The sequence below is a fragment of the Mesorhizobium sp. M0518 genome, from assembly GCF_040321125.1.
Classification (GTDB): domain Bacteria; phylum Pseudomonadota; class Alphaproteobacteria; order Rhizobiales; family Rhizobiaceae; genus Mesorhizobium.
Genome location: NZ_JAMYQY010000003.1, coordinates 181,021 through 205,997 on the forward strand (window position 1 = coordinate 181,021; position 24,977 = coordinate 205,997).

The following is a 24,977-nucleotide window of genomic DNA, read 5'->3' on the forward strand; positions in this document are numbered from 1 at the left end:
ATTGCGTCAAAGCAAGAGTCTAGCCGGCGAGTTTTCCGCCACGCATCGGCTGCGGCGCGCCGGTGGTGCTCGGGAAACTGATCGGCAAGCCGCGCAACACGCGAACCGCGAGGAAGGCAAAACACTCCGCCTCGACCGCATCGCCGCTCCAACCGAGGCTTTCCGCCAGCACCACCTCGACGCCGGCGCGGCTGGCCAGCATTGCCATCATGGTCGGGTTATGGCGACCACCGCCGCTGACCACCAGCTTTTTAGGCCGGCTTGGTAAGAGGTCGAGTGCCTTGCCGACGGCGCCGGCGGTGAAGGCGGTGAGCAAGGCGGCACCATCCTCGGCATCCAGGCCGTCCGCCATCGCGGCACCGAAGTCGAAACGGTCCAGCGATTTCGGGTAGGCTTTACTCAGATAAGGGTGCTGCAACAGCTTGGCCAGCCGGGCCTCGTCCACCTTACCTGCACGGCCAAGCGCGCCGTCGCGGTCCATCTCGCCGAGCCCCTTCGACTTGATGAAATCGTTCAGCGGCGCGTTGGCGGGTCCGGTGTCGAAGGCGACGACATTGTCGGCGCCATCCCACCAGGTGATGTTGGCGACGCCGCCGAGATTGAGTACGGCGACCTCGCCATTGGCGCCGGCGCTGCGCATCAGCGCGGTGTGATAGACCGCGGCCAGCGGCGCGCCTTGCCCGCCGGCGCGTATGTCGGCCGAGCGGAAATCGTATGCGACCTTGGTGCCCAAGATGGCATGCATCAGCTCGCCATCGCCGAGCTGCCTTGTCTGGCCCAGCCGTCCAACCTGCGGCGCGCGATGCAGAACGGTCTGGCCGTGAAAACCGACGACGCCGATATCGGCCATCGTCATGCCATAGCCTTCGACCAATTCCTTGACGGCTGCCGACTGGGCACGCGTCAGGGCTTCCTCCGCGGTGCGGAAGATCGCCGGCTCCGGCCCGACAAAGTTCCACGCCCGCGCCTCCGTCAGCGTCTCTTCCAGCAGGGAGCGGATAGATGGGGGATAGGGCATCAGCCGATAGGTGCCGAAATCCTCGATCTGCTCGCCATCGGTCTTGATCAGCGCGACGTCGATGTTGCCGTCCAGCACCGTGCCGGTCATCAGGCCGACGGCCCAGATTGGTTCCATAATCGTTTCCTTATCGAACATGATCTTTTCCGAAAACGGTTTCCCACTTTTCGGGGCCATGCTCCAGTCCCCATTAATGAGGCCGCCGACCGCTTGACGAAGCAAAACGATTCCACTGTCGAAATGACGTGTCGGATGGATCCGGTTGGTGAGCAAGGTCCAAGCCTTGCCCCTGTCGAGGCGGGGGTCGCGGTGCCGAGGCGGACCTATCCTCGTAGCGCCACGGGCGACACTGGACTGCGCAACGCCGGTTCTGCGGTCGTTTGGGCTCAACACAGCGGCAATGCCACCTCTTGCCTATCATGCGCGAAGGCGCGACCTTGCTCGATCTGGCAAACGCTTCCGCCGAAATCCGCAAGGGAGAGAAAATCATGACATCATCCGATGTGGCCGTCATTGCAGGCGCGGGCGCTGGTGTGAGCGCCTCGCTTGCGCGCCTTCTCACCCGGGAAGGCTTTCGCGTGGTTCTGGCCGCCCGCAACGTCGAGAAGCTGGGCGCTCTGGTCGATGAGACCGGTGCGCTGGCCGTTGAGACGGATGTCGCCGACGCTGCGTCCGTCGCCAGGCTGTTCGACACCGCCGACAAGGCCGGCCCGCTGGCGCTCGTGGTGTTCAACGCCAGCGCACGCACACGCGGCCCGATCGCCGAGCTCGATGCGGAAGCGGTCAAACAGGCATTGCTGGTCGGCGCCTATGGCGGCTTCCTGGTCGGCCAGCAGGCGGCGCGCCGGCTGCTTGTCCGGGGATCCGGTTCGATCCTGTTCACCGGCGCCACCGCCAGTGTGAAGGGCTTTCCCGGCTCGGGCGGCTTTGCCATGCCGAAATTCGGCCTGCGCGGCCTGGCGCAGTCCATGGCCCGCGAACTCGCCCCGAAGAACATCCATGTCGCCCACTTCATCATCGACGGCCAGATCGAGCCGCCCGGACAGGCAGCCGATCCCGACCGGCCGGACCGCCGCCTGTCGCCGGATGCCATCGCCGAGGCCTATCTCACAACCCATCGCCAGCATCGCAGCGCCTGGAGCTCGGAGCTTGAGTTGCGGCCCTGGGTCGAGACGTTTTGACAATCCAGCTGACCGGCGGGCGGGAAGTAATGCGATCCTTCCGCCGTTCCTTGCATATTAGGCAATGCTGATATTTTGTGGCGCTAAGCTGCTTATCCAATACATAAAAAGACATAGGGTAATATATACGTTTGTTTAACGCCGGTTGTGCATGTTGCAGCTTTCCCGGGTTAATTGAGAACGCGCATGTCGGTTACACGTCGTACACTGCTTGCGGCCGGGAGCGGCGGGTTGCTGATTTCACAAGCCCGGGCAGCCAGCACTCTGGGACAGCAGGCGGAGAGCGCCCCTCAACCTATCGCGAGCGGCGATGCATTGCGCATCGCAATGCCGGCCTTCGCTTCCAATCCGTTCTTCCCGGCCGACGGATCGGGGGACGATGGTATAGACATGGAACTGGCCCACGGCATCGCCGCGGCGCTTGGCGTCGAGCCGGTGTTCGACCGATCCGCCGCAACGTTCGACGATATTGTGAAACAGGTCAGTTCCGGACAGGCCGACCTGGCGATTGGCAAGCTCAGCCGGACGCTTCAGCGCGGCCGGTCGATCATCTATTCGCGCCCCTACGCCATGCTGCGGCAAGGGCTGATCGCCAACCGCCTCAACCTGGCGCGTATCGCGCAAGGCAAGCCGCCCGAAGGGATCGTCCGTGATTTCTCAGGCGATCTTGGCGTGATCGAGGGCTCTTCATTCGCCACTTATGCGGCCACGACTTTCCCGCATGCGCAAATCCACCGCTTGGCAAGCTGGGATCTGATCATCGATGCGATCCGAAACGGGACGATCGACATGGCCTATCGCGATGATTTCGAGATCAAGAAGCTGATGGTCGACGATCCGTCGATGACGGTCGTAGCGCGCTCCATCACGCTGACCGACAAGGTCGATACGATCGCAGTCGGCGTGCGGCCGGACAATCCGCATCTCGCAGCCTTTGTCGATCTGTATCTCGATCTCGCGCGGGGTCAGCAGGTTCTCAGCACGGACGAGATCATCGCCCGCTATCGCCAGGGGAGCAAAGCCTGACATGGCAATCTCCGAGTTAGCCGGACCCCTGCCTTTCGATTGGCGCCTGATGGCCAGGCGCATACTGCGATCACCCGTGACGACGATCGCGATGATTGCTGCAGGGATCCTGTGCGGCCTCTACTATCCAGATTTTGCCCATGCGATCAGCCCTGTCGCACAGCTCTACCTGAATTTCCTCAAGATGGTCGTCCTGCCCTATTTGGTCTCGTCGGTCATCTTCTCCATCACGGCGATGGTCCAGGACCCGAAATCGGTCCGCTACCTCGGCAAGGTGGGTATGGCCGTGCTGGTCGTGTCGTTCCTGAGCGTGCTGGTGAGTGGCACCTTGTCGCTGATCCTGCAGCCGGGCCAGATCGAGAATCCCCAGTCGCGCATCGAGCTTGGCGAGTTCATCAATTCGCAAGGCAGCGTATCCACCGATCTCGCCTTCCCGTTCCAGCCGCCAGCCTCCAATGGGGATCCCAATGGCGGGCACTCGATCCTGCTCGACCTGGTGCCGAACAACGTCTTCAATGCCCTGGCCTCGGGCCAGACCATTCAGGTCCTGCTGTTCTGCCTGCTTTTCGGGCTCGCGATGGGGAAGATTCCCCAGCCCTCGTCCATGAGCCTGACCCAGGCGCTCAACGCGGTCTACCGGGCCTGCACGGTGCTCACCAACTGGTTCATCTGGGGGTTGCCCTTTGCAACCTTCATCCTGATCGCGGACCAGACAGCGTCGACCGGAACCAAGCCGCTCATGCTGATGGGCGGTTACCTGCTGGTGATGGGTCTTTCCTGCCTTACATTCGTTGCCGGGGCATTTGCCATTATCGCGATCCGGTCGCGACGCAGCTACTGGACGACGATCAAGACCTGCCAGCCGCTTCTCATGGTGGCCATCACCACACGCTCCTCGGTCGCCTCGCTCCCATGGGTCATCAACCTGTTGGGCGAGCGCCTGCGGTTCAGCCTGGTGGTCGTCGAACTGCTCGTGCCGTTACAGGCGGCACTGCTGCGGACAGGCCCGGCACTGCTCTATACCTCGGGTGCGCTGTTCATCGCTCAGCTCTACGGCCACCAGCTTGCAGTCCCGGACCTCGTGCTCGTCGGTATCATCTCAGCGCTTCTCGCGCTCACCACCGGCGGCATGGGCAGCCTGCTCATCCTGTCGCAGATGTCCATCGTCTGCGGCTACCTGAAGCTTCCCTTCGAGGCGGCGTTCGTCCTGTTCGTCGCGGTGGATGCAGCCGTCGACACGTTCATGACGCTGGCCAGCGTCTGCACCGTCGCGGCGAGCACGGCAATGATCGCTCCCAGCCACAGGGAGGCGGCACAGCCTGAAACCGTCTCGGAACAGCTCGAAGCCGAGCCTGCCAGATGATCGACGACAGCATCCGTCCCCAGCTCGGCATTATCGGCGGTCTTGGGCCGCTTGCTTCGGCTGATTTCTACTTCAAGCTGACCCGGATGACCCAGGCGCTCAGAGACAACGAACATGTGCCTGCCGTGATCCTCAGTGTCCCGCAGCTGCCCGACAGGACCGAAGCGATCCTTGCCGGCCATGACGGGCCGCTGGCGCCTTTGAAAGCCGCGGTCGCGACGCTCAATGCGCTCGGCGTCGCCCGCATCGCGATGCCGTGCAACACCGCCCACCATTGGTACGGCCAACTGGCGGCGAATTCGCGCGCGGAAATCATCCATATCGGAGATGCTGTGGTGACGGAGACGCGTCGCAGCCTGGATCAGGGCCGGGTTGCTGTTCTCGCCACCCAAGGCACGCTGGTCTCCGGCTTCTACCAGGACAGGATGTCGGCAGCGGGATTTGAGCTCTGCCTTCCCGCGAACACCGAGTTTCAGGCCTGCGTCGACAGCGCGATCAGCCTCGTCAAGGCGGGTTCGATCGCGGATGCGGCGGTTGAAACCGAGCGCGCGCTCGACATCGCGCAAGCGGCCGGCGCCGATGCAGCCCTGCTCGGCTGCACCGAACTGTCGGTGGTGGCCGCCAGCCTCAACGATATCAATGGATTGGTCGTCATCGACAGCAATGCGGCCTTGGCGCGAGCCTGTCTGACACGATTGGGCTTCGGTGCCCAGGAAGCCCGCGGCCTGCCGACCGTATCGCGGCTGCCGGAACATGACCGATCGATGCGCGCCAGCTTGGCCGCACTGGTCTAGCCCTATGGATAGAACCTCATAGCATTTCGGAACCCGTCAGCCTTGGCGCGGCACGCCCTTGGCAAGCAGGTAGACGAGGTACGGCCCGCCAAGCAGCGAAGCGAACAGGCCGGCGGGCAGTTCGTAGGGAAAGGCCGCCATGCGCGACAGCCAGTCCGAGACGATCATCAGCAGGGCGCCCAGAAGCATCGCTCCGGCGAGATGGACGCGGGCGTGGGAAAAGCCCACCAGACGGGCAAGGTGTGGCGCGATCAGGCCGACGAAGCTCAATGGCCCGACGACCATGGCGGCCAGCGCAGTCAGCAGCGCGGCAACGATGATCAGCATCAGCCGTCCGCCGGCAACCGGCACGCCCAGCCCGCGTGCGCTGTCGGACCCGAGCGGCAGGATATCCAGCCAGCGGGCGGCAAGGAACAGCGGCAACGTCAGCGGCAACAGACAGGCGAGTGCTAGCCCTGCATCGAGCGCCGACGCCTGGCCGGTCGAGCCGCTCAGCCAGCGCAACAGAATGTAGGACTGCGCGTGGCCCATCGCGATCGTTGCGGTGATCGCAGCGCTGCACAGCGCGCTCATGGCGATACCGGCAAGCAGCAGCCGCTCGGCACCGAACTTTGCTTGTGCGGCAAGGGCCAGCATGGCAATCAAGGCCGCCAGTGAGCCCAGGGCTGAGCCGGCGAGCTGCCAGCCGAGACTGGCCGTGGCGCTGACCATCAGCACGGCTGTCAGGCCGGCACCGGCGCCGGTGCCGACTCCCAGCACTTCGGGGCTTGCCAGTGGGTTGCCGGTGACCCGCTGGATGACGACGCCGGCGGCCGCGAGCATGGCGCCGGCGGCGGCCGCCACGCCGATCCGCGGCGCACGCCACGCGGCGAGATCGGTTAACAGGTCTCCCCCAGCAATAGACCAGCCGTCCGGGCCACGCCCGACGACAAGCGCCACGATGGCAGCGACAAGCGCCAGCGCAAGCAGAAGCAGGATGATGAGCCAGGGCCGGCTGGCCTTGCGCGGTGCGGTACCATTCGAACCGAGATGCGGCCACTCGAAAAGGCGCAGCCGCGGCAACAGCCACAGCAGCAGCGGACCGCCGAGCAGGGCGGTGCCGGCACCGGTCGGAATGCGTTCGCCACCGGAACCGGCGGCCAGCTGTACCAGCCCGTCCGTCAGCCACAGCAGCACGGCGCCGATCAGCGGCGCGGCGATCAGTTTTTGGCGCAGTGTGCGGGCGCCCGAAAGCGTGGCCAGCGCCGGCGCTGCAAGACCGACGAACCCGATGACGCCAACCTCTGCCGCGACCGACGTCGCCATCCACACGGCAAGCGCGATGATGAGAAAGCGGCTTGAGTGACGGGCGACGCCCAGGCCGCGTGCCGAGGCATCGTCGAGACCAAGAATGGTCAGCGGCCGCAGCAGCATCAATGCGGCAACCACACCGGCCGCCAGCCTGATCGTCAGCGCGATGGTCGGCTCCCAGTCCTGCTGGACCAGCGATCCGCCGCCCCAGATGAACAGCGAAAACAGGTACTCGCCATTGGCGAGGATCAGTGCTGCGCTGACGGAACTGGCGGTCAGCGCCACCATCATCCCGGCGAGCACGATGGAGACCGGTTCCAGCCCGCGCCGCCAGGTCAATGCCAGCACCAGCAGCACCGCGGCGATGCCACCGGCGAAGGCGACCAGGCCCTGCGACCGCTCCATCAGCAGCGGTGCGTAAAGCGAGGCGATCGTCATGGCCAGTTGCGCGCCGGCCGAAATACCGAGCGTCGACGGTTCGGCCAGCGGGTTGCGCAGCACATGCTGCAACAGCAGGCCGGACAGGCCGAGCACCGCGCCGGCCAGCACCGCCACGGCGGCGCGCGGCAGCGTGCTGTAGACCAGGATGACGCTATCGAGATCAATGCCGTCGCCCGGCGGTGCGGCCGGCCATTGCATGCCGACGCGCCATGCGAAGAGGAGGGCGGCCAGCGCCGCCAGGAAGCTCCACAGGGCGATTGGCGACAGCGCGGCACTCGTCGCGGTGCGATCGCTTATGGTGCGCTCAGCCATGGCTCTGCCCGGCAAGGGCGGCCGTCGCCAGACGCGCGAAGCGGCGTGCCGATGGCAGGCAACCGAAATGGTTGACCGGATCCAGCACAGCAACACGCCCCTGGCGGACAGCGGGTAGCGCGTTCCACAAGGCATTTGTAGGAAGCGAACGCCCGACATCTGCCGGCAGTGGCGAAACGATCAGGATCGACGCCTCGGGCACGCGCGCTAGCGCCTCCAGTCCGACGGGTGCCGCCGCGCTGTAGCTCGTCTCGTCGGTCCATGCATTGACCAGGCCGAGACGCGTCAGCACATCGCCGAATATGGAATCGCGGCCAAAGGCTCGAAAATGCCTGCTATCGCCGAGACTGATGACGAAGACCCGCGCGGGGGAGGGGGGCAAGGTGGCGCCAAGCTGCGTGATCTCGACCGCCGTCTCATCGACGTAGCGCTTCGCCTCGGTCTGCCGTCCCAGCTTTTCGCCCAGGGCCAGTGTCGCCGCCTCGGCGAGCGCATAAGGTGGCACGCCGGCCTCGTAGACCGTTTGCGCAAACACCGGCGCGATGCGTTCGAGCATCGGGCGCTGGTATTCGTAGAAATTGGAGATCACGATGAGATCAGGCGCGACGATGCGCAGCAGCTCGTAATTGGGCGCGCCGCGCAGCCCGAGATCGGTTGCCGATTGAGGAACCGCCGGCTCGACCGCGATCTTGCGGAACTGGATCAGTTCGGTCGCCGCCACCGGCTCGATGCCGAGCGCCAGCAACGTCTCCAGCATGCCCCAGTCGATCGCGGCAACGCGCATCGCCGCCGCCCTGGCGGCGACCGGTGGCAGCAATGCCGCGGCCGCCAGCGCAAGCACCTGCCGTCTGTTGGGCAGATGGATCATCACTGGCGGATTCGGCACATGGCTACCAAGTCGTATGCGCCTTCAGCTTGAATGAGCGGCCTTCGCCATAAGAACAGGCTTCGACAGTGGTGGTCTGACAACTCGAGACATAGGTTTTGTCGAACAGATTGGTGATGTTCAGATCGACACCCCAGGTCTCCTTGTCGTAGCCAAGCTTCAAGTCGGCCAGCGTGACAGCTGGAACCTTGTTGTTGTTTGCGTTGTCTGCCCATGAGGAGCCGACGTAGCGCAGGCCGCCGCCGATCGAGATGCCGTCGTACCAGCCGCCACGAAAAGTATAGTCGACTGAGGCGTAGGCCATCACCTCTGGCACGATGAACGGCGTCTTGCCAATCAGCGCCGGGTTGGCGTCCTTGGTGATATCGATGTCATAGGCGGTGAAAGCGCCGGTGAGCCGGAAATCCTCGGTGACGTTGACCTTGCCTTCCAGTTCTATACCGCGTGAGCGCACTTCGCCGGTTTGCAACTGCGTGAAGAAAGTAACGTTCGACGGTACATTCTGACGGGTCAGGTCAAAAAGCGACAGGGTGAACAGGCCATCGACAAAGGTCGGAACATATTTGACGCCGACTTCGTACTGCACGCCTTCTTCCGGCTTGAACAGATTACCGTTGGCGTCGGTGCCGATGAGCGGGTTGAAGAAGGTGGCAATGCTGGCATAGGGGGTTACGCCATTGGCAAACTCATAGGCGAGGCCCGCGCGACCGGAGAAGTCGCCGACAGTCTGGTTCTGCGTGCTGGAACTCGCCGAGTAATATGTCGGCCGATTGTCGGCGTCGAGCCAGCCACGGTCGTAACGGCCGTTCAGCGTCACCAGCCAGCCGTCGCCGAAGCGCAACTGGTCCTGCGCGTAGAAGCCGAGCTGCTTCTGGGTCAAGTCCTGATTGAGGTAGCTGACTCGTGGCGTCAGTGGCGCGCCGTAGATTGGGTCGAAAGCATCAATGGGAGGGGTTGTGCCGAAGAGCGCCGACGATTGCACCTGGTCGATGTTGTAATATTTGTAGTCGATGCCGGCCAGCAGCGTGTGTTCCACAGCGCCTGTCTCCACCTTGCCCTCGATCTGCAGGTCCGACAGGAATGTCGTGGCGTCGGTATCGTGACCGAAATTGATGCGATTGAGCTGCGTCGCGCTCGCCCACCCGTTGGCGTAGACGTTGACTTCATTAATCGAGGCCGCACTGAGGCGCATGTTGGAACGCACCGTCCATTGGTTGTCGAAAGTGTGCTCGAACTCGTAGCCGATCGAACCTTGCTCGCGCTTGTAGAGATCGACACTCGGCTCGGTAAAATTGGCATCTGGGTCGATTCGACCGTAATTCACGCCGCCGATAATCCGATCCGTTACAGTGCCGATGTAAGGCAGGAAGCTGCCGCCATTGTGGTTCTCGTCGATGTGGCTGTAGTTGGCCAGTACCGTCAGCTTGGTCTGCTCGTCGGGCTGCCAGGTGATGCTGGGCGAAATGAAGCCGCGCCAGCCATTCTGCAAATCGCTGTAGGTGTCGCCGCCGGCGACTTTGCCCGTTACCCGGTAGCTGACAACACCATTGCCGTCGACGTCGCCGATGTCGAAGCCCAGATAGACATTGCCGGCATCGTTGACGCCGGTCTCGATATAGCGCTGCCTGCCATCCGGTCGCTTGCTGACATAGTTGACGAGGCCGCCGGGATTGCTGCCGCCATAGAGTACGGAGGCCGGCCCTTTCAGCACTTCGACTCGCTCGAGGCCGAAGCTGTCGACGTAGAAGCCGCCAAAGGCGTAGCTGAACAGTTGCAGCCCATCCATGTAGGTGCCATCAGCCGTGGCTTGGAAACCGCGGATGAACAGCCAGTTGGTGTCGCTGTCCGGGCCGAAGGGCTGTGCGAACACCCCGGCCGTGTAGCGCAAGGCCTCGTCGACTTTCTGTGCGCCCTGGTCGTCGATCTCTTGACGTCCGACCACCGACACGGATTGTGGGATATCCTTGATGTCGGTCGCCGTCTTGGAGCCGGTCCTGCTTTTCTTGGCGACGACGCCTTTAACCGGTCCGGTCGCGCCATCGCCGGCCTCGCCCTCGACCACCACCGGTTCAAGCTGGGTGCTGGTTTGCACCGACTGCGCCAACGCGGCCATTGGCGGGATCATCGCGGCTGCGGCGACGCTGGCCGCCAGAAGCGCCTTCATCCGGTAAGTTCTGCTCATCAGGAAGTCCCCGCCTGTCGATATTGAGATACTTGATCATTTATCTCAACTTATCTGCTGGTCATTGGACGGAATTGGGCGGTTTGTCCATTCTTGTCCAAACGAGGGACATCGCGGTGTGATGTTGCGGAAATGTCACTGGCGACTGGTGCTCCTCATCCAGGCGCCGGGTGTCACGCCGACAATCGACTTGAACACACGCGTCAGATGCGCCTGGTCGAAAAAACCCGTTGCCTCGGCGATGTCGCCGAGTGAAGCGGCGTCACGCGCCATCATCGCCTTGGCCCTGTCGACCCGCGCCTTCATCTGCCAACGATGCGGCGGCACGCCGGTCGCCGCCTTGAAGGCATGACTCATCGCGGTTTCGGACAGGCCGGTCAGCGCGGCGAGATCGGCAAGCCGGATACTGTCCAGGCAATGCGCGTCGATGTAGTCGGTGACGAGGCGCAGCTTGCGGCGCGACAGCGGCGACCGCCGCCTAAGGTTATCAGGCCGGTCGATCTGGAACAGGCTTGCGAACAAGGCATTGAGCAGACCCTCGCCATAGAGATCATGCAGGGGCCGGTCGCTGCCGCATTCGGCGGCGATCAGGCCGGCAAGCATGGCGATCCGGTCGTCGCGAAACTGGAAGCGCGACATCCGCAAGGCCTCGTGGTCAAGGCTGCGGCCGAAGCGGCGCGTCAGCACTGCGGCGTCGAAATGCAGGTCGAGATGCCGGATCCGCCGCAGCCCCTCGACCCGGCCGCGGATCGGCACGCCGGCCGGTATGTAGGCCATGGAAAAAGCCTGGTCGTGGCGGCGCAATTCGCCCTTGGCGTCTTCGACGAAGAAAGCGCCATCGCCATCCACATCGAGCGCGACGAACAGCCGGGGGTCGGGAGAGACGTAATAGCCTTCGGCCTTGTCACCGCATGAGACATCCCAGAGGTCGGCGACCACGCCGTCCCAGACATGCCATTTCAGGTCGCCAATGACTGAAAAGCCCTCAATCCGGCTTTCCATGCGCGCAACGAAGGTCAAGTCCTGTGATCCCAGTCATAATACATGATAAAAAACATCATGTTTATGCCCGGTTAGCGACCCCACCGCAAGTGCTTTGCGGCTCCTCGAAAATCGGCCGGAACCCAATGCCGCTGGGGCCGTCGGGCCTCAAACACTTTCGAGGTATGTCTCGATTTCGAAATCGCTGACATTGAGCGCGAACGTGTTCAATTCCTGGCGTTTGCAGGCAACGAAGGAGTCGCGCAGAATGGCTGGAAAAATCTCCGCCACATGCGTCCCGCTCTCGAAGGCGGCGATCGCCGACGCCCAGTCCGGCGGCAGCTTTGCCGGCGGAAGTCCCTGGCCGTCGGTGCCGATCGGATCGCCTGGCGATATTTGTCTTTCAATGCCCGTCAGTGCGGCGCCCAATATGGCCGCTAGCACCAGATAGGGATTGGCGTCGGCTCCCGAAACGCGATGCTCGATGCGGCGCGCACCGGTTGGCCCGCCGGGAATGCGGATCGCGACCATACGGTTCTCATAACCCCAGGCGACTGCGGTCGGCGCATAGGATCTCGGGCGCAGCCTGCGGTAGGAGTTGAAGTGCGGCGCGAACACCAGCGTGCTTTCGGCCATTGCCGCAAGCAGGCCGCCGACCGCATGGCGCATGGTCTCAGAACCCTGGTCGGTGCCGTCATCGAAGACGTTGCGCCCTTCGCCGTCGATCAGGCTGAAATGAACGTGAAAGCCGTTGCCGGCCCGGTCGCCATAGGGCTTGGCCATGAAACAGGCGGCAAAGCCGTGCTTGCGGGCAATGCCCTTCACGGTGCGCTTGAACAGCACCGCATCGTCAGCCGCCCGCAAGGCGTCCGCGACATGATTCAGATTGATCTCGAACTGACCGACGCCGTTCTCGGCGATGGCGGTGTCGACGGGAATGCCTTGCGTCCGGCAGGCCTCGTAGACGTCATGGATGAAGGATTCGAAGTCGTCGATCTCGTCGATCGACAGCGCCGCGTCGGAATCGAGGCGGCGTCCGGTTACCGGCGAGACCGGTCCGACCGGCCGCTGCGACTGCGGATCGACGAGGTAGAATTCGAGTTCCGTTGCCGCGACCGGAGTCAGGCCCAAGGCCTTGTAGCGATCGAGGATGCGGGCCAGCGCCCGTCGCGGGTCGCCGAGATAAGGCGCGCCGCTTTCGTCGGCGAGCCAGAGGGGGACAAGCGCCGTCGGATGCGCCGTCCAGGCCACCGGCAGAATGCCGCGCCCCGTCCACTGGCACAGTCCGTCGGCATCGCCGGTCGAGAATACCAGTGTGTTGCCTTCGATGTCCTCGCCCCAGACATCGAGCCCGATCAGCGAAAAAGGCATGCGCAGCTTGCCTTCCAGCGCCTTTCTTGCCTGCTCGACGGGAATGCGCTTGCCGCGCATGATGCCGTTGAGGTCGCACACCGCGGCTCTCAGGCTCTGGATGTCGGTCCTGCTATCAAGCCAGTTCAAAACGTCCGCAATTGCATCGCTCAATTTATGACCTCTGGTTTTCGAAGGTGCCGCAACCTGACCGGCTGCACTGTCCCTGATAAAAATAGCTTGTGAGTTTTAGGAAAACAGACTTGGCTGTCGCCAAGCGCTTTTCCTTATTTTTTCAAGTCACTAGCCGGGATGTCGGGAGGCATTTCAAAACCAATTGCGCGATCTGCGATCGCAACATAGAGGCAAGAGGCCGGAAAGCCAAGTGGCGTCGCCCGAATCCGCACAAACGCGACGCGCATCAGTTTCTCGCCTTCGGAAATCTCGCCTGCTGCAGTATGTGCGAGGCCCCTTCGTCGATGTCGCGCACGATGGCAGCGCGGGCGCGCTCGCCATCCTGGGCCTCGATCGCAGCGACGACTTCCTCGTGAAAGTCGATGTCGAGGATGGAGGCGAGGTTATCCTCGAAACCCATGGCAAGGTTCCTGAGGAAAGGGCCGACCTGCATCCATACGGTTTCGATCAGGAAGATCATCTGCTCGTTGCCGCAATGGCGATAGATCGAGAATTTGAAGTCGTGGTTCTTGCGCAGGTAATCATCGATATCGCCTTTGCGGGCCGCCAAAGTCAGGTCGGTGGCGTGGCGTCGGATCGTGCGCAGATTGTTGCCATTGATGCGTTTTGTCGCCAGTTCGGTCGCCGAGCCTTCGAGGATAGTCCGCACCGCGGTCAATTGCGAAAACCGCTCGGCCGATATCGCCGGCACTTCGACGCTGCCGTTCGGCATCGGGCTGAGCGCCCGCAGCGCCTGCAGCCGCATGAAGGCGCTGCGCACCGGCATGTCGCTGGTGCCGAGTTCCCTTGCGAGTTTTCGCGACGTCAGCTTCTGGCCCGGCGTGAACTGGCCGGACATCAGCGCCCGCACAAGTTCCAGATAGACTTTTTCATGCAAGGGAACGGTGTCGACGGCGGTCAACCCGAATTGTGTTTTGTCGGCCATTGGCGGGGCGCTGCTTCATCGGTTCAGAAATCTGTGCGGCCGGCTGGTTTCGCCGCTGGGGATTCTGCGTGGCCGAGCCCGGCGAGAACGCCGAAGTCAGCGACTTATCAAGCACATGATAGACGCTTCGATCGTTGCGCGGCAAGCCGACGCGTCGCACCAAGGCCGACGGCTTGATTGTCAGGCATATGGCGTCTCTGCCACGCTGTGCAAAACGGTCATCACAAATCTTGACCTCGCATGCACTTGCACCTCTGGCCGCTGTCTGGCTTTTTGGGCTACCCATCGCAACGGAGTGATTCGCATCATGCCGCTCGATTGCAAGGTTTCAAGGCAGTCTGCGGGTGGGTCGTGAAGCGCGCGCAATTGGCGAAGGAGACACAGGCATGGCCGAGTTCAAGAAGCCCGAAATCTCCGAGATGAGACCCAAGATCACCGTGATCGGCGTTGGTGGCGGCGGTGGCAATGCCGTCAACAACATGATCGCGGAGCAGCTTCAGGGTACTGAATTCATCGCCGCCAACACGGACGCCCAGGCGCTGACCATGTCGAAGGCGTCCAGGCTGATCCAGCTTGGCGCCCACGTCACCGAAGGATTGGGCGCCGGATCGCTTCCCGAGATCGGCCGCGCCGCGGCCGAGGAATCGCTCGACGAGATCATGGACCATCTGGCCGGTACGCATATGTGTTTCGTCACCGCCGGAATGGGCGGCGGCACGGGAACCGGTGCGGCTCCAATCATCGCCCAGGCGGCACGCAAGGCCGGCATCCTGACGGTTGGTGTCGTCACCAAGCCGTTCGCCTTTGAAGGCCGGCGCCGCATGCAGATGGCCGAAGAGGGCATCGAGCGGCTCCGCGAGAGCGCCGACACGGTGATCGTCATCCCGAACCAGAACCTGTTTCGGATCGCCGATGCCAAGACCACCTTCGCCGATGCGTTCGTCATTGCCGATCGGGTGCTCTATGCCGGCGTCAGTTGCATCACCGACCTCATCGTCAAGGAAGGCCTGATCAATCTCGACTTCGCCGATGTCAAATCGGTGATGCGCGACATGGGCCGCGCCATGATGGGCACCGGTGAGGCCTCCGGCGAGGGTCGGGCGATGAAGGCGGCGGAAGCCGCGATCGCCAACCCGTTGCTTGACGAAGTGTCGATGAAAGGCGCCAAGGGCGTGCTGGTCTCGATATCGGGCGGCAGGGACATGACTCTGTTCGAGGTCGACGAGGCCGCCACCCGCATCCGCGAAGAGGTCTACGAGGATGCCGACATCATCGTTGGCGCCATCTTCGACAAGGGCATGGAAGGCCGCTTCAGGGTCTCGGTCGTGGCGACGGGCCTCGACCGTGCTTTTGGCGCCGAGGATGCCGAAGCCGGCATCGCACGCGACCACGCCGGTCAGCCGGCGCGGACGCTTCAATAAGTCATATCGCGCGTTTATCCTCGCCAAGAGGTAATTTCTCGGGGGAGACATCGCTGAATAGCAATTGCATTGCCGACGGATCAGATTGACTGGCGCAACTATTGTGTTCAGCTGTATCGATCTCTGTACGGTTGCTGCTACAAGAATCCGTCATAGACGGCCATCTATACTGGCTACCCGTATCGTTCGAGCGACGAGAGGCGCGGCTTGGAATTCGACTTGAAAACCATCGAAGCGCTCGCGCCCGATCAGGCGTCGTTGAGCGCCGCTTCCAGGTTGACCAGGCAATCGAACTGGCCACGGCTCGAAAAGAGCGATCAACTGGGGCTCCTCTGGGGGGAATGCCAGGGTTCCGGCTCCAATCCCTATCGTGTGGTCGTCGACACAGGCGACCATGGCTACAAATGCACCTGTCCGTCGCGGAAATTTCCCTGCAAGCACACTTTGGCGCTGATGTGGATTGCAGCCACCACGCCGGCCAGTTTTACCGCTGCAGGCTCGACCCCGGAATGGGTGAATGATTGGCTCGGCCGCCGCAGGAAGGCCTCGCCGCAGCCGGCGGCGCCAGCGCCCGGTGCGGGAGGCAAGAGCATTGGCGAGGCCTCGCGCGACGACGAAAGCGCAGACATCGAGGACGCCGCTGCGGTCGAGCGCCGCGAGGCAGCGCAGCGCAAGCGGACGCTGGATACGCAATCCGCGGTGTCGGCGGCGTTGGATGAGCTGGATCAATGGATCGCTGACCAGTTGCGGCTTGGCCTGGCCGGTTTTGTCGACAACAGCAGTGATCGTTGCCGCCGGATTGCGGCACGGCTGGTCGACATGAAGGCGACAGCGCTTGCCGGCCGCATCGACGAGATTCCGTCACGGCTGATGGGGCTGCGCAGCGAGGAGCGCCCGGACGCGGCGATCCGCGAACTCGGCAAGCTTGTGCTGGTGGCCAAGGCCTGGCGATCGACACCAGGCGACGCCGAACTGAGGCGGCTCGTATCGACGTCCGAAAGCCGTGAGCAGGTTCTGGCCAATCCCGATGCCAAACAGGTCGAAAGCGTCTGGGAGGTGCTTGGCGAGAAGATCGAGTCGCGCCGTGACGGTCTCGTCAGCCATTCGACCTGGCTCCTCGACCTGAAGAGCGCGAGCCCGCAATTTGCTCTCTTGCTCGACTATTTTCCGGCCTCGGCCGGTCGCCGGTCGAACGCCTTCACACCGGGCGACCGGTTCGATGCCAGGTTGGTCTTTTACCCGGCACGCCAGCCGCTGCGGGCCTTGGTGGCGGACCGCAAGGGCGACGTCCCGACAGGTGAGTGGCCCGATTTCGGCTTTCACACAGCCGATCCGCTCGCGGCGCATGCTGCTCACCAGAACACAGCCCCTTGGCTCACCGATTGTCCTGTCATGCTGCCGCCCGGCGCGATCCTGCTGGACGATCGGGGTGCCGCCTGGTGGCAAGCCGCCGGCGATCCGCATGGTATCGCCTTGCCGATTGCCGACACCGTCAATCCAACGCTGCTTGGGCTGGACCTTATGGCAACGGCAGCACTTTGGAATGGCAGCCGGCTTGACCTGCTGGCGGCGCAAAGCGGTTTCGGTAGGCTTGACCTGTCGTGAACGAGATCGAGCAGACCGGCCTGGCGGCCATGCGCGACTGCTGGATCACCGGCGGGATCACCTTCGACCTGGCTCCGGGCGCGTGGAAGGAGATCGCCGGCGGTGCCAGCCCCGACGAGCGCGAACGCCGGCTGCTGGCGATCGCCGCACAAGCTCTCGACATCGCCTTGCGGCCAGCCGCGCCAAAGACGCTGAAACGCCGCCCGCAATTGCCCGAACTCGCCTTGCAGATGCTGCCGGAACGGCTGCGGCCGCTATTGCGAGCCGCGCTAAAGCATGCCGCCGACACAAGAAGCAAGTCGCGTGTGGTCACGCTCGTCGCCAGCCGCGGCTTCGTGCTGCATCCGATGGACTGGATGCCAGCCGCGTCGGATCAGAGCAGTCCGGACGTCTATGCACCTTGGATCGACTGGCAGGCAGGCGCGGACGGCGAAAAACCTGCAAGCCAGGAGCATCTGACGGTGGAAAACTGGGATGACTTCTATCCCGCCGCACGCCGCACCGCGCTCGCCGATATGCGCCGCACCGCACCGGCTTCGGCTAGGCAGCTGATCGAAACCAAGGCATCCGGCGAGCCGGCGGAGATCAGGATTGCACTCGTCGACCTGTTGCGCTTCGGTCTGGGCGCTGATGACGTGCCGTTCCTGAAGAGCCTCTCCGCCGATCGTTCCGGCAAGCTGCGCGAGCTCGCTGGCCGGTTGCTGGCAAGATTGGGAGAGCACGGCTCGCCAGGCGATGGCGGGCCGGAAGATCCGACGGCCGAACTCGCTGCCTTCATCGCTGAAGGCAAATCCGGCTTCATCCGCCGCCGCACCACCTACACGCCGGCAAAACTCAAATCGCCGGCGCAGGAAAGACGTCGCGCCGAACTGTTCGAGACCTGCAACCTGGTCGACCTCGCCACGCGCTTCGGCACCACCGAATCCGAGTTTATCGGGGCGTGGCAATTCGGCGCTGAGAACAATGCCGATATCCTTGTTGCCCGAATGGTCGCCGCGTCGGGCGGCGACGCCGCGGTGACGCACATGGCGGATATGCTTGTCGCCGAAGGTGGCAAGCCCGCACTCTTCGTCCTCCACCTCATGGCGCGTCTGGACAGCCGCAGGAAGCGCGTCCTGGTCAGGTCGATCCTGAAGGACACGCAACATCTCGGCGCGCTCAATCTGGCCGAGGGCCTCGAAGCAAGCTGGCTGGAATGGACCGACCTGACAAACGGCCAGACGCTCCCGGCGCTTCGCTCCGCTGTTGCAGGAAACGATGACGCTGTGAAGCGAGGCGTCGACCAGCTCCTGGAAACTATGGGCTTTCTCGCCACGGCGGCGACGGCGGAGAAATTGATCGGAGACGTCGTTGCGGCCGGTATGGCGCCGGCAGCGCCTTCACTCGGTCTTCTGCGCCTCAACGCAGCGCTGGCCGAACCTTAACCGACACATGATCAATCCGGAGAACAGCCAATGAACGCAGCCATCCGTCTTCCGGTCGAGCAGGCCTATGCCGCCGAATTGCAGGCGCTCTCGCGCAATGACGACCGGCAAAGGCCTACCGGATGGAGCCTTTCGCCAAAGGCGGTCCTTACCTACCTGCTCGGCGGAAAGGCTGACGACGGGACAGTGATAACGCCCAAATATGTCGGCCGGCGCCGGCTGATGGAAACCGCGGTGGCGACGCTCGCCACCGATCGCGCGCTGTTGCTGCTGGGTGTCCCCGGCACGGCCAAATCCTGGGTGTCGGAACATCTCGCCGCCGCCATCATGGGCGATTCGACCCTGATCGTGCAGTGCACGGCTGGTACCGACGAGAACCAGATCCGCTATGGCTGGAACTACGCACAGCTTCTGGCAAAGGGCCCAAGCCAGGACGCGCTGGTGCCGACGCCGCTCTACCGCGCCATGCAGGACGGCAAGCTTTGCCGCCTCGAGGAGCTGACGCGCATGGGCTCCGACGTGCAGGACACGCTGATCACCGTGCTGTCCGAAAAGATGATGCCGATCCCGGAACTCAACACCTCGATCTACGCGCAGCGCGGCTTCAACATCATCGCCACCGCCAACAACCGCGACAAGGGCGTCAACGAGCTGTCCTCGGCGTTGAAGCGCCGCTTTAACGTCGTCGTACTGCCCTTGCCCGAAGACATGGCGGAGGAAGTGGCGATCGTCTCCAAGCGGGTCGGCGAGATGGCCGGCGGTCTTGACCTGCCGGTGCCGAAGAATGTCGGTGAGGAGATCTCGCGCGTGCTGACCATTTTTCGCGAGTTGCGCTCCGGCGCTACAGCCGACGGCAAGGTGACGTTGAAGACGCCGTCCGGTTCGCTGTCCACGGCCGAAGCCATTGCCACCATGGTCGGCGGCCTCAGCCAGGCGGCCTGGTTCGACAGCGGCAAGCTCGGCGCCGAAGGTCTTGCCGCCAGCCTCGTCGGTGCGATCGTGAAGGATCCGGTGCAGGACAAACTGGTGCTGGAGGAGTATCTGGAAACCGTGCTCAAGAAGCGGCCAGACTATGCCGGCTACTACGCGGCCTTGAACGCGGCGATCTGACGCCATGGCGCTTAGCGACGTTTCCTATTTCGGCATACGCCATCACGGGCCAGGCTCCGCCGGCAGCCTGGTGCAGGCGTTGCAGGAGTTGAAACCGGTCGCCGTGCTGATCGAAGGACCGGCCGACGCCAGCCCGCTGCTGCCGTTGCTGGCCCACCCCGAAATGCAGCCGCCGGTGGCGCTGCTCTGCTATCCCGAAGACGATCCGGCCTCGACAAGCTTCTGGCCCTTCGCCGAATTCTCGCCGGAGTACCAGGCGACGCTCTGGGCCGTCACCAACAATGCGGCAGTGCGCTTCATCGATTTGCCGTCTTCAGCCCGCACTGCGCCGATTGAGGCCGTGGGGGAAACCGATAGCGATGGAACGGAAGCCAGCGTTGAGGCTGACTTGGCGCCGCATCTGCGGGACCCGATCGGAACGCTGGCACAAGCTGCCGGCTATGAAGATGGCGAAAGCTGGTGGGCTGATATCATCGAGCAGAACCCTGAGCCCGGCCCAATCTTCGCGGCAATAGCCGACGCGATGACGACGTTGCGCGAAGGCGAAGGTCCGCTTGCCGAATTCGAGGCAAAGCGCGAAGCGCATATGCGACTTGAAATCGCCGCCGCGCGAAAGGAATTCGATGGGCCGATCGCTATCGTTTGCGGTGCCTTCCATGTGCCGGCACTGCAGGCGACGCGACCGCTGAAGGAGGACCAGGCGCTACTCAAGGGGCTCGCCCGCCGCAAAAGCATGATGACCTGGGCGCCGTGGACGGGGCCGCGCCTGGCGCTGGGCTTCGGTTATGGCGCCGGCGTTGTCGCGCCCGGCTGGTGCAAGCATCTGTGGCAGACGCGCGGGCAAGGGGACTCCTCGGTCCTGTGGCTGGCGAAGATCGCGGCGGTCCTGAGGGCCAAGGGGCACATGGTCTCGACCGCCTCGCTGATCGAAGCCGAACGGCTGGCCCGCACGCTGGCTGTGATCCGTGAACGGCCAAAGCCCGGTTTCGAGGAATTGCGTGACGCCGCGATCGCCGCCCTGTTCAACGGGGAAGCGCTGCTGTGGGCGCTGGTCGAAGCCGAATTGCTGCTGGGCGCCGATGTCGGTGAAATTCCGCCGGACACGCCGCTGGCGCCGCTGATCGAGGACCTGCAGCGCAGCCAGAAGGCGGCGCGGCTGAAGCCCGAAGCGCTGGAGCGTGAATTGTCGGTCGACCTGCGCAGCGAAAGCGGGCTGTTTCGATCGACCTTGCTGCACCGGCTGTCCGTGCTTGGCGTGCATTGGGGCAAGCTGACCGACAGCGGCCGCAGCCGCGGCACCTTTCGCGAGCGCTGGATGCTGTCGTGGGAACCTGAATATGCCGTTCGACTGGTCGAGAACCTGGTCTACGGACCAACCATCGAAAAGGCGGCCAATGGCCGGCTGATCCAGATGATCGGCGCGGCGACGTCTCTTGATGCGATGGCCGCACTGGTCCAGGGCGCCATCACGGCAAACCTGTCGGAAGCGTCGGCGGCCGGTCTCGCGGCATTGGAGGAACGGGCGGCGCGCAGCAGCGAATGCCTGGAAATCCTGACATCGGTGCCGCCGCTCGCCGACATCATCCGCTACGGCGAGGCTCGCAAGACGGAAACCGCCCGTATGTCCGGCCTCCTGGAGCGGCTGATCGTCGAAGGCGGGATCGCACTTGCCTATGCCGCCCGCGACCTCGATGCCCAGGCATCCACGACGCTGGTCGGCGCCATGCGCAAGGCCGACGAAGCGATCAGTCTGGTCGAGCCTGAACAGGACGTGCTGGACATCTGGCGCAATGGACTGGCTGCGGTGCTCGATGGATCGCGCTCGACGGCGCTGGTGGCAGGCTGTGCCGCGCATCTGCTCTACGAAGCCGGCCATTTGTCAGCCGACGCGGCAACCGGTCTGATCGCACGACGTCTGTCTCCAGGAACGCCGGTCACCGAGGCTGCAGGGTTCTTCGAGGGTTTCTTCAGCACTGCCGGCCAACGGCTGATCTACGACGAGGGCCTGCGCGGTGCGGTGGATGCCTGGCTCGCATCCCTCGACGAAGAGGCCTTCATTGCTCATCTGCCGTTGCTGCGCCGGGTCTTTTCGCATCTGGACTCGATGGAGCGGCGACGGTTGATCGAAGCGGTGCTCGGCCGCACCGCACGGCTGCCTGCCGGACTGACGCCGACTCCGGATGGCGGCGAAGCGTGGCGCCGGCACCTGGAACGGCTTGGACCCCTGCTGATGAGCGAGGCCGGCAATGGATGACGAGGCCGAAATCAGCGAGCCAATCCAAGCCGGCGACGGACGGGAGCGCCGCTGGCGCATGGCGATCGGTGCCGATGAGGAAACCTCGTCAGCGCTGTCCGACACCGACAAGCGGCTTTCCGCGGCGCTCGATGCGCTTTACGGCGATGGTGCCGGCGATGCGGCTGCCGATCCGCGCAAGCGGCGCGGCGGCCTCGGCCGCTCGGCGCCAAGGGTGGCACAGTGGATGGGCGATATCAGGTCGTTCTTTCCCGCACAGGTCGTCCAGATCGTCCAGAAGGATGCCTTCGAACGGCTCAACCTGAAGCAGATGCTGATGGAGCCGGAATTCCTCAAAGCGATCGAGGCCGACGTCAATCTCGTCGCCGACCTGATTTCGCTCCGCTCGGTCATGCCGGCCAAGACCAAGGACATTGCGCGCACGATCATCGCCGATATCGTTGCCAAGCTGATGCAGCGGCTGGAACAGAAGACAGCCGAGGCGATACGCGGCGCGGTCGACCGATCGCAGCGCACCAACCGCCCACGCCAGCGCGACATCGACTGGCCGCGTACGATCTCAGCCAACCTTCGCCATTACCAGCCCGAGCACAAGACCATCGTGCCGGAGAAGCTGGTCGGCTTCATGCGCAAACAGCGAAGGCTGGTCGACCTGGATGAGGTGGTGCTGTGCGTCGACCAGTCGGGCTCTATGGCAAGCTCGGTAATCTACGCCTCGATATTCGCGGCGGTGATGGCCTCCCTGCCGGTGGTGCGGACCAAGCTTGTCTGCTTCGACACGGCAATCGTCGATCTGACCGAGGAGCTTAGCGATCCTGTCGAAGTCCTGTTCGGCGTGCAGCTGGGCGGCGGCACCGACATCAACCAAGCCGTGGCCTATTGCGCGGACCGCATCGAACGGCCGACAAAGTCGCATATGGTGCTGATCACCGACCTTTATGAGGGTGGCAACGGTCAGGAATTGCTGCAGCGGCTTGCTGCACTCGTTCGCTCCGGCGTCAAAGTCGTGGTGCTCCTGGCGCTGACCGACCAGGGCAGGCCGGGTTATGACCCGAAGATGGCAGGCTCGGTGGCCGCCCTCGGCATTCCGGTCTTTGCCTGCACGCCGGATCTGTTTCCAGACATGATGGCGGCGGCATTGCGTCGGGAAGATATCGGCGCATGGGCGGCTGGCGCAGATATCAAGCTGGTTCGTGCCGAGGCCGAGACTCCGGAGTAAAACAGCCGTCGCCAGAGCTGCCAGGATGCTTCTGGCAGCTCTGGGATAAATCGCTGGAGCTCAGCCGAACTTCGGGTCGAGGCTGCCCGATTTATAGCGCTTGGCCATTTCGGCGACCGGCAGCGGCTTGATCTTCTGCGCGTTGCCGGCGGTGCCGAACTGTTCGAAGCGCTCCTTGCAGAGCTTGCGCATGGCGGCCATGGCCGGTGTCAAATATTTGCGCGGATCGAACTCGCTCGGGTTCTCGGTCAGCACCTTGCGGATCGCGCCGGTCAGCGCCATGCGGTTGTCGGTGTCGATGTTGATCTTGCGCACGCCGTGCTTGATGCCGCGCTGGATTTCCTCGACCGGCACGCCCCAGGTCGGCTTCATCTGGCCGCCATACTTGTTGATGATCTCCTGCAAGTCCTCGGGCACAGAGGACGAGCCGTGCATGACCAGGTGCATATTGGGCAGGCGGCGATGGATCTCCTCGATGACGTTCATGGCCAGCACCGCGCCGTCGGGCTTGCGCGAGAATTTGTAGGCACCATGGCTGGTGCCCATGGCAACCGCCAGCGCATCGACATGGGTGTCCTTGACGAACTCGACTGCTTGTTCGGGATCGGTCAAAAGCTGGTCGTGGCTGATCGCGCCTTCGACGCCGTGGCCGTCTTCCTGCTCGCCGCCGCCGCTCTCCAGCGAGCCGAGCACGCCGATCTCGCCTTCCACGGACACGCCGCCCCAATGCGCCATGTCGACGACGCGCTTGGTGATGCCGGAATTGTAGGCGTAGTCGGCCGGCGTCTTGCCGTCTTCCTTCAGCGACCCGTCCATCATGACCGAGGTGAAGCCGTACTGGATAGCGGTGACGCAGGTGGCTTCGTTATTGCCATGGTCGAGATGCATGCAGACCGGAATGTCGGGGTGGATTTCGACCAGCGCGTCGATCAGCTTGGCCAGCACCACGTCATTGGCATAGGCGCGGGCGCCGCGGCTTGCCTGCAGGATGACCGGTGACTTGGTCTCCTCGGCGGCCTCCATGATGGCAAGGCCCTGTTCCATGTTGTTCATGTTGAAAGCGGGCACGCCGTAGCCGTATTCGGCAGCGTGGTCGAGCAATTGTCTCAGTGTTATGCGAGCCACCCAATAGTCTCCCGTATCTGGTTTCAAGCGCAACGTCGCGGGCCGGCCGGTTGCCGGTCGGCCCTTGATGCTTCTGGCGGGATTTCAACGGAACCGCAACCTTCAGAGCTCTTCTCGATCGCAATTCTTGTTGCAGGGTTGAAATCCGGCCGTTTTGGTGACTTAAGCCGCGATCAACTCCCGCGCCGCCAGGAGTTGCACGCAGGCGTTCGCCGCTTCCTTGCCCTTGACCGTGAAGTGCTCGAAGAAGAAGCGGTGGTGCTCGGCGCTGTCATGGTAGTTGAGCGGCGTGAGAACCGCCGACAGCACCGGTACACCGGTCGACAGCTGCACGTTCATCATGCCGTCGATCACCGCGCTGGCGACGAACTCATGCCGGTAGATGCCGCCATTGACGACGAAGGCGGTACCGAGGATCGCGGCATAGCGGCCGGTTCCGGCCAGGGTCTTGGCATGCAGCGGAATCTCATAGGCGCCCGGCACGTCGAAGACATCGACGGTGAAGCGCTCGCCTCCGACGTTAGCCAGTTCCGCCTCGAAGGCCTGTACGCACTGGTCGACGATATCGGCATGCCAGCGCGCCCTGATAACGGCGATGCGGGTCGTTTCATAGTCTTTGTGGGAATGCTGATTCATGGGTCCATCCTTCCGTTTCGAACCAGAATCAGGACGCACGATACGCAATCCGGCCCGCCGGGGCGGTCCGTTTTGCGTTTCGTTCTCTTCCATCCGGACTGTAACCGTCGGCTCCGGAATCACACCGGATCTGCTGACCCCTCCGACCATCGGAGGGCGCTCGCGGGCTTGGGTAAAACCCTTACCGCCGGTGGGGACTTTCACCCCGCCCTGAGAACATTAACGGCTTTGTATGAAAG

General features: G+C 63.5%; 19 protein-coding genes and 1 riboswitch. Of the genes, 10 read left to right on the top strand and 9 right to left on the bottom strand.

Annotation, left to right across the window (positions count from 1 at the left end; genetic code table 11):
- Positions 1 to 19: 19 nt before the first annotated feature.
- Positions 20 to 1,135 carry an anhydro-N-acetylmuramic acid kinase gene (locus tag NKI66_RS05815; protein ID WP_023808779.1) on the bottom strand — a complete coding sequence of 372 codons (1,116 nt, stop codon included), beginning with the start codon at positions 1,133 to 1,135 and terminating at the stop codon, positions 20 to 22.
- Between the two features lie 371 nt (positions 1,136 to 1,506).
- On the opposite strand from NKI66_RS05815, the gene NKI66_RS05820 reads away from it, so the two are divergent.
- From NKI66_RS05820 to cuyB, 4 genes are all read left to right on the top strand, one after another.
- Entirely contained in the window at positions 1,507 to 2,199 is a 693-nt protein-coding gene (locus NKI66_RS05820) for an SDR family NAD(P)-dependent oxidoreductase (RefSeq protein WP_023808778.1), read from the top strand.
- 315 nt (positions 2,200 to 2,514) lie between these two features.
- Positions 2,515 to 3,225: a substrate-binding periplasmic protein gene (locus NKI66_RS05825; protein WP_352722132.1), complete on the top strand. Its 711-nt coding sequence runs from the start codon at positions 2,515 to 2,517 to the stop codon at positions 3,223 to 3,225.
- Between the two features lie 76 nt (positions 3,226 to 3,301).
- Entirely contained in the window at positions 3,302 to 4,588 is a 1,287-nt protein-coding gene (locus NKI66_RS05830) for a dicarboxylate/amino acid:cation symporter (protein ID WP_352751193.1), read from the top strand.
- Complete coding sequence (gene cuyB / locus NKI66_RS05835) at positions 4,585 to 5,382, top strand: cysteate racemase (protein WP_023808776.1); 798 nt, start codon at positions 4,585 to 4,587, stop codon at positions 5,380 to 5,382. The genes NKI66_RS05830 and cuyB overlap by 4 nt, the downstream gene beginning before the upstream one ends.
- Positions 5,383 to 5,418: 36 nt before the next feature.
- Here the strand turns inward: cuyB and fhuB are convergent, their stop codons facing one another.
- From fhuB to NKI66_RS05865, 6 genes are all read right to left on the bottom strand, one after another.
- Entirely contained in the window at positions 5,419 to 7,425 is a 2,007-nt protein-coding gene (gene fhuB / locus NKI66_RS05840; protein WP_023808775.1) for a Fe(3+)-hydroxamate ABC transporter permease FhuB, read from the bottom strand.
- A complete protein-coding gene (locus tag NKI66_RS05845; RefSeq protein ID WP_023808774.1) occupies positions 7,418 to 8,293 on the bottom strand; it encodes an ABC transporter substrate-binding protein in 876 nt (291 codons plus the stop codon). The genes fhuB and NKI66_RS05845 overlap by 8 nt, the downstream gene beginning before the upstream one ends.
- Before the next feature lie 22 nt (positions 8,294 to 8,315).
- Entirely contained in the window at positions 8,316 to 10,493 is a 2,178-nt protein-coding gene (locus NKI66_RS05850) for a TonB-dependent siderophore receptor (RefSeq protein ID WP_352751195.1), read from the bottom strand.
- 135 nt (positions 10,494 to 10,628) lie between these two features.
- Entirely contained in the window at positions 10,629 to 11,513 is an 885-nt protein-coding gene (locus NKI66_RS05855; protein ID WP_352751197.1) for a helix-turn-helix domain-containing protein, read from the bottom strand.
- 129 nt (positions 11,514 to 11,642) lie between these two features.
- The gene (locus NKI66_RS05860) at positions 11,643 to 12,998 is read right to left on the bottom strand and encodes a glutamine synthetase family protein (RefSeq protein WP_127268594.1); all 1,356 of its coding nucleotides are present in this window, start codon (positions 12,996 to 12,998) and stop codon (positions 11,643 to 11,645) included.
- A 247-nt stretch (positions 12,999 to 13,245) separates the two neighbouring features.
- Positions 13,246 to 13,944 carry a GntR family transcriptional regulator gene (locus NKI66_RS05865; RefSeq protein ID WP_023808770.1) on the bottom strand — a complete coding sequence of 233 codons (699 nt, stop codon included), beginning with the start codon at positions 13,942 to 13,944 and terminating at the stop codon, positions 13,246 to 13,248.
- Between the two features lie 386 nt (positions 13,945 to 14,330).
- Between NKI66_RS05865 and ftsZ the strand changes: the two genes are divergently transcribed.
- The 6 genes from ftsZ to NKI66_RS05895 all read left to right on the top strand — a co-directional run bounded on the left by ftsZ (position 14,331) and on the right by NKI66_RS05895 (position 22,977).
- A complete protein-coding gene (gene ftsZ / locus NKI66_RS05870; protein WP_023808769.1) occupies positions 14,331 to 15,365 on the top strand; it encodes a cell division protein FtsZ in 1,035 nt (344 codons plus the stop codon).
- Positions 15,366 to 15,584: 219 nt separating this feature from the next.
- The gene (locus tag NKI66_RS05875) at positions 15,585 to 16,970 is read left to right on the top strand and encodes an SWIM zinc finger family protein (protein WP_352751199.1); all 1,386 of its coding nucleotides are present in this window, start codon (positions 15,585 to 15,587) and stop codon (positions 16,968 to 16,970) included.
- The gene (locus NKI66_RS05880; protein ID WP_352751201.1) at positions 16,967 to 18,394 is read left to right on the top strand and encodes a DUF5691 domain-containing protein; all 1,428 of its coding nucleotides are present in this window, start codon (positions 16,967 to 16,969) and stop codon (positions 18,392 to 18,394) included. Before NKI66_RS05875 ends, NKI66_RS05880 begins: the two co-directional genes overlap by 4 nt.
- Positions 18,395 to 18,424: 30 nt before the next feature.
- Positions 18,425 to 19,504, top strand: a complete 1,080-nt coding sequence (locus NKI66_RS05885; RefSeq protein ID WP_352751203.1) for an ATP-binding protein — start codon at positions 18,425 to 18,427, stop codon at positions 19,502 to 19,504.
- A 4-nt stretch (positions 19,505 to 19,508) separates the two neighbouring features.
- Positions 19,509 to 21,758 (top strand): DUF5682 family protein, encoded by a 2,250-nt coding sequence (locus NKI66_RS05890; RefSeq protein WP_352751205.1) that lies wholly within the window; start codon positions 19,509 to 19,511, stop codon positions 21,756 to 21,758.
- Positions 21,751 to 22,977, top strand: coding sequence for a VWA domain-containing protein (locus NKI66_RS05895; protein WP_352751207.1), 1,227 nt, complete (start codon positions 21,751 to 21,753; stop codon positions 22,975 to 22,977). Before NKI66_RS05890 ends, NKI66_RS05895 begins: the two co-directional genes overlap by 8 nt.
- 60 nt (positions 22,978 to 23,037) lie before the next feature.
- Here the strand turns inward: NKI66_RS05895 and fba are convergent, their stop codons facing one another.
- Positions 23,038 to 24,102, bottom strand: coding sequence for a class II fructose-bisphosphate aldolase (gene fba, locus NKI66_RS05900; RefSeq protein ID WP_013532928.1), 1,065 nt, complete (start codon positions 24,100 to 24,102; stop codon positions 23,038 to 23,040).
- 162 nt (positions 24,103 to 24,264) lie between these two features.
- Complete coding sequence (locus NKI66_RS05905; RefSeq protein WP_352609359.1) at positions 24,265 to 24,738, bottom strand: 6,7-dimethyl-8-ribityllumazine synthase; 474 nt, start codon at positions 24,736 to 24,738, stop codon at positions 24,265 to 24,267.
- Between the two features lie 77 nt (positions 24,739 to 24,815).
- Positions 24,816 to 24,960: riboswitch (FMN riboswitch) on the bottom strand.
- Positions 24,961 to 24,977: the final 17 nt, after the last annotated feature.

Coding starts and splice junctions, on each gene's coding strand:
- NKI66_RS05815 (WP_023808779.1), bottom strand. CDS start 1,135: ATGGAACCAATCTGGGCCGTCGGCCTGATGACCGGCACGGTGCTGGAC.
- NKI66_RS05820 (WP_023808778.1), top strand. CDS start 1,507: ATGACATCATCCGATGTGGCCGTCATTGCAGGCGCGGGCGCTGGTGTG.
- cuyB (WP_023808776.1), top strand. CDS start 4,585: ATGATCGACGACAGCATCCGTCCCCAGCTCGGCATTATCGGCGGTCTT.
- fhuB (WP_023808775.1), bottom strand. CDS start 7,425: ATGGCTGAGCGCACCATAAGCGATCGCACCGCGACGAGTGCCGCGCTG.
- NKI66_RS05845 (WP_023808774.1), bottom strand. CDS start 8,293: ATGATCCATCTGCCCAACAGACGGCAGGTGCTTGCGCTGGCGGCCGCG.
- NKI66_RS05850 (WP_352751195.1), bottom strand. CDS start 10,493: ATGAGCAGAACTTACCGGATGAAGGCGCTTCTGGCGGCCAGCGTCGCC.
- NKI66_RS05865 (WP_023808770.1), bottom strand. CDS start 13,944: ATGGCCGACAAAACACAATTCGGGTTGACCGCCGTCGACACCGTTCCC.
- ftsZ (WP_023808769.1), top strand. CDS start 14,331: ATGGCCGAGTTCAAGAAGCCCGAAATCTCCGAGATGAGACCCAAGATC.
- NKI66_RS05885 (WP_352751203.1), top strand. CDS start 18,425: ATGAACGCAGCCATCCGTCTTCCGGTCGAGCAGGCCTATGCCGCCGAA.
- NKI66_RS05890 (WP_352751205.1), top strand. CDS start 19,509: ATGGCGCTTAGCGACGTTTCCTATTTCGGCATACGCCATCACGGGCCA.
- NKI66_RS05895 (WP_352751207.1), top strand. CDS start 21,751: ATGGATGACGAGGCCGAAATCAGCGAGCCAATCCAAGCCGGCGACGGA.
- NKI66_RS05905 (WP_352609359.1), bottom strand. CDS start 24,738: ATGAATCAGCATTCCCACAAAGACTATGAAACGACCCGCATCGCCGTT.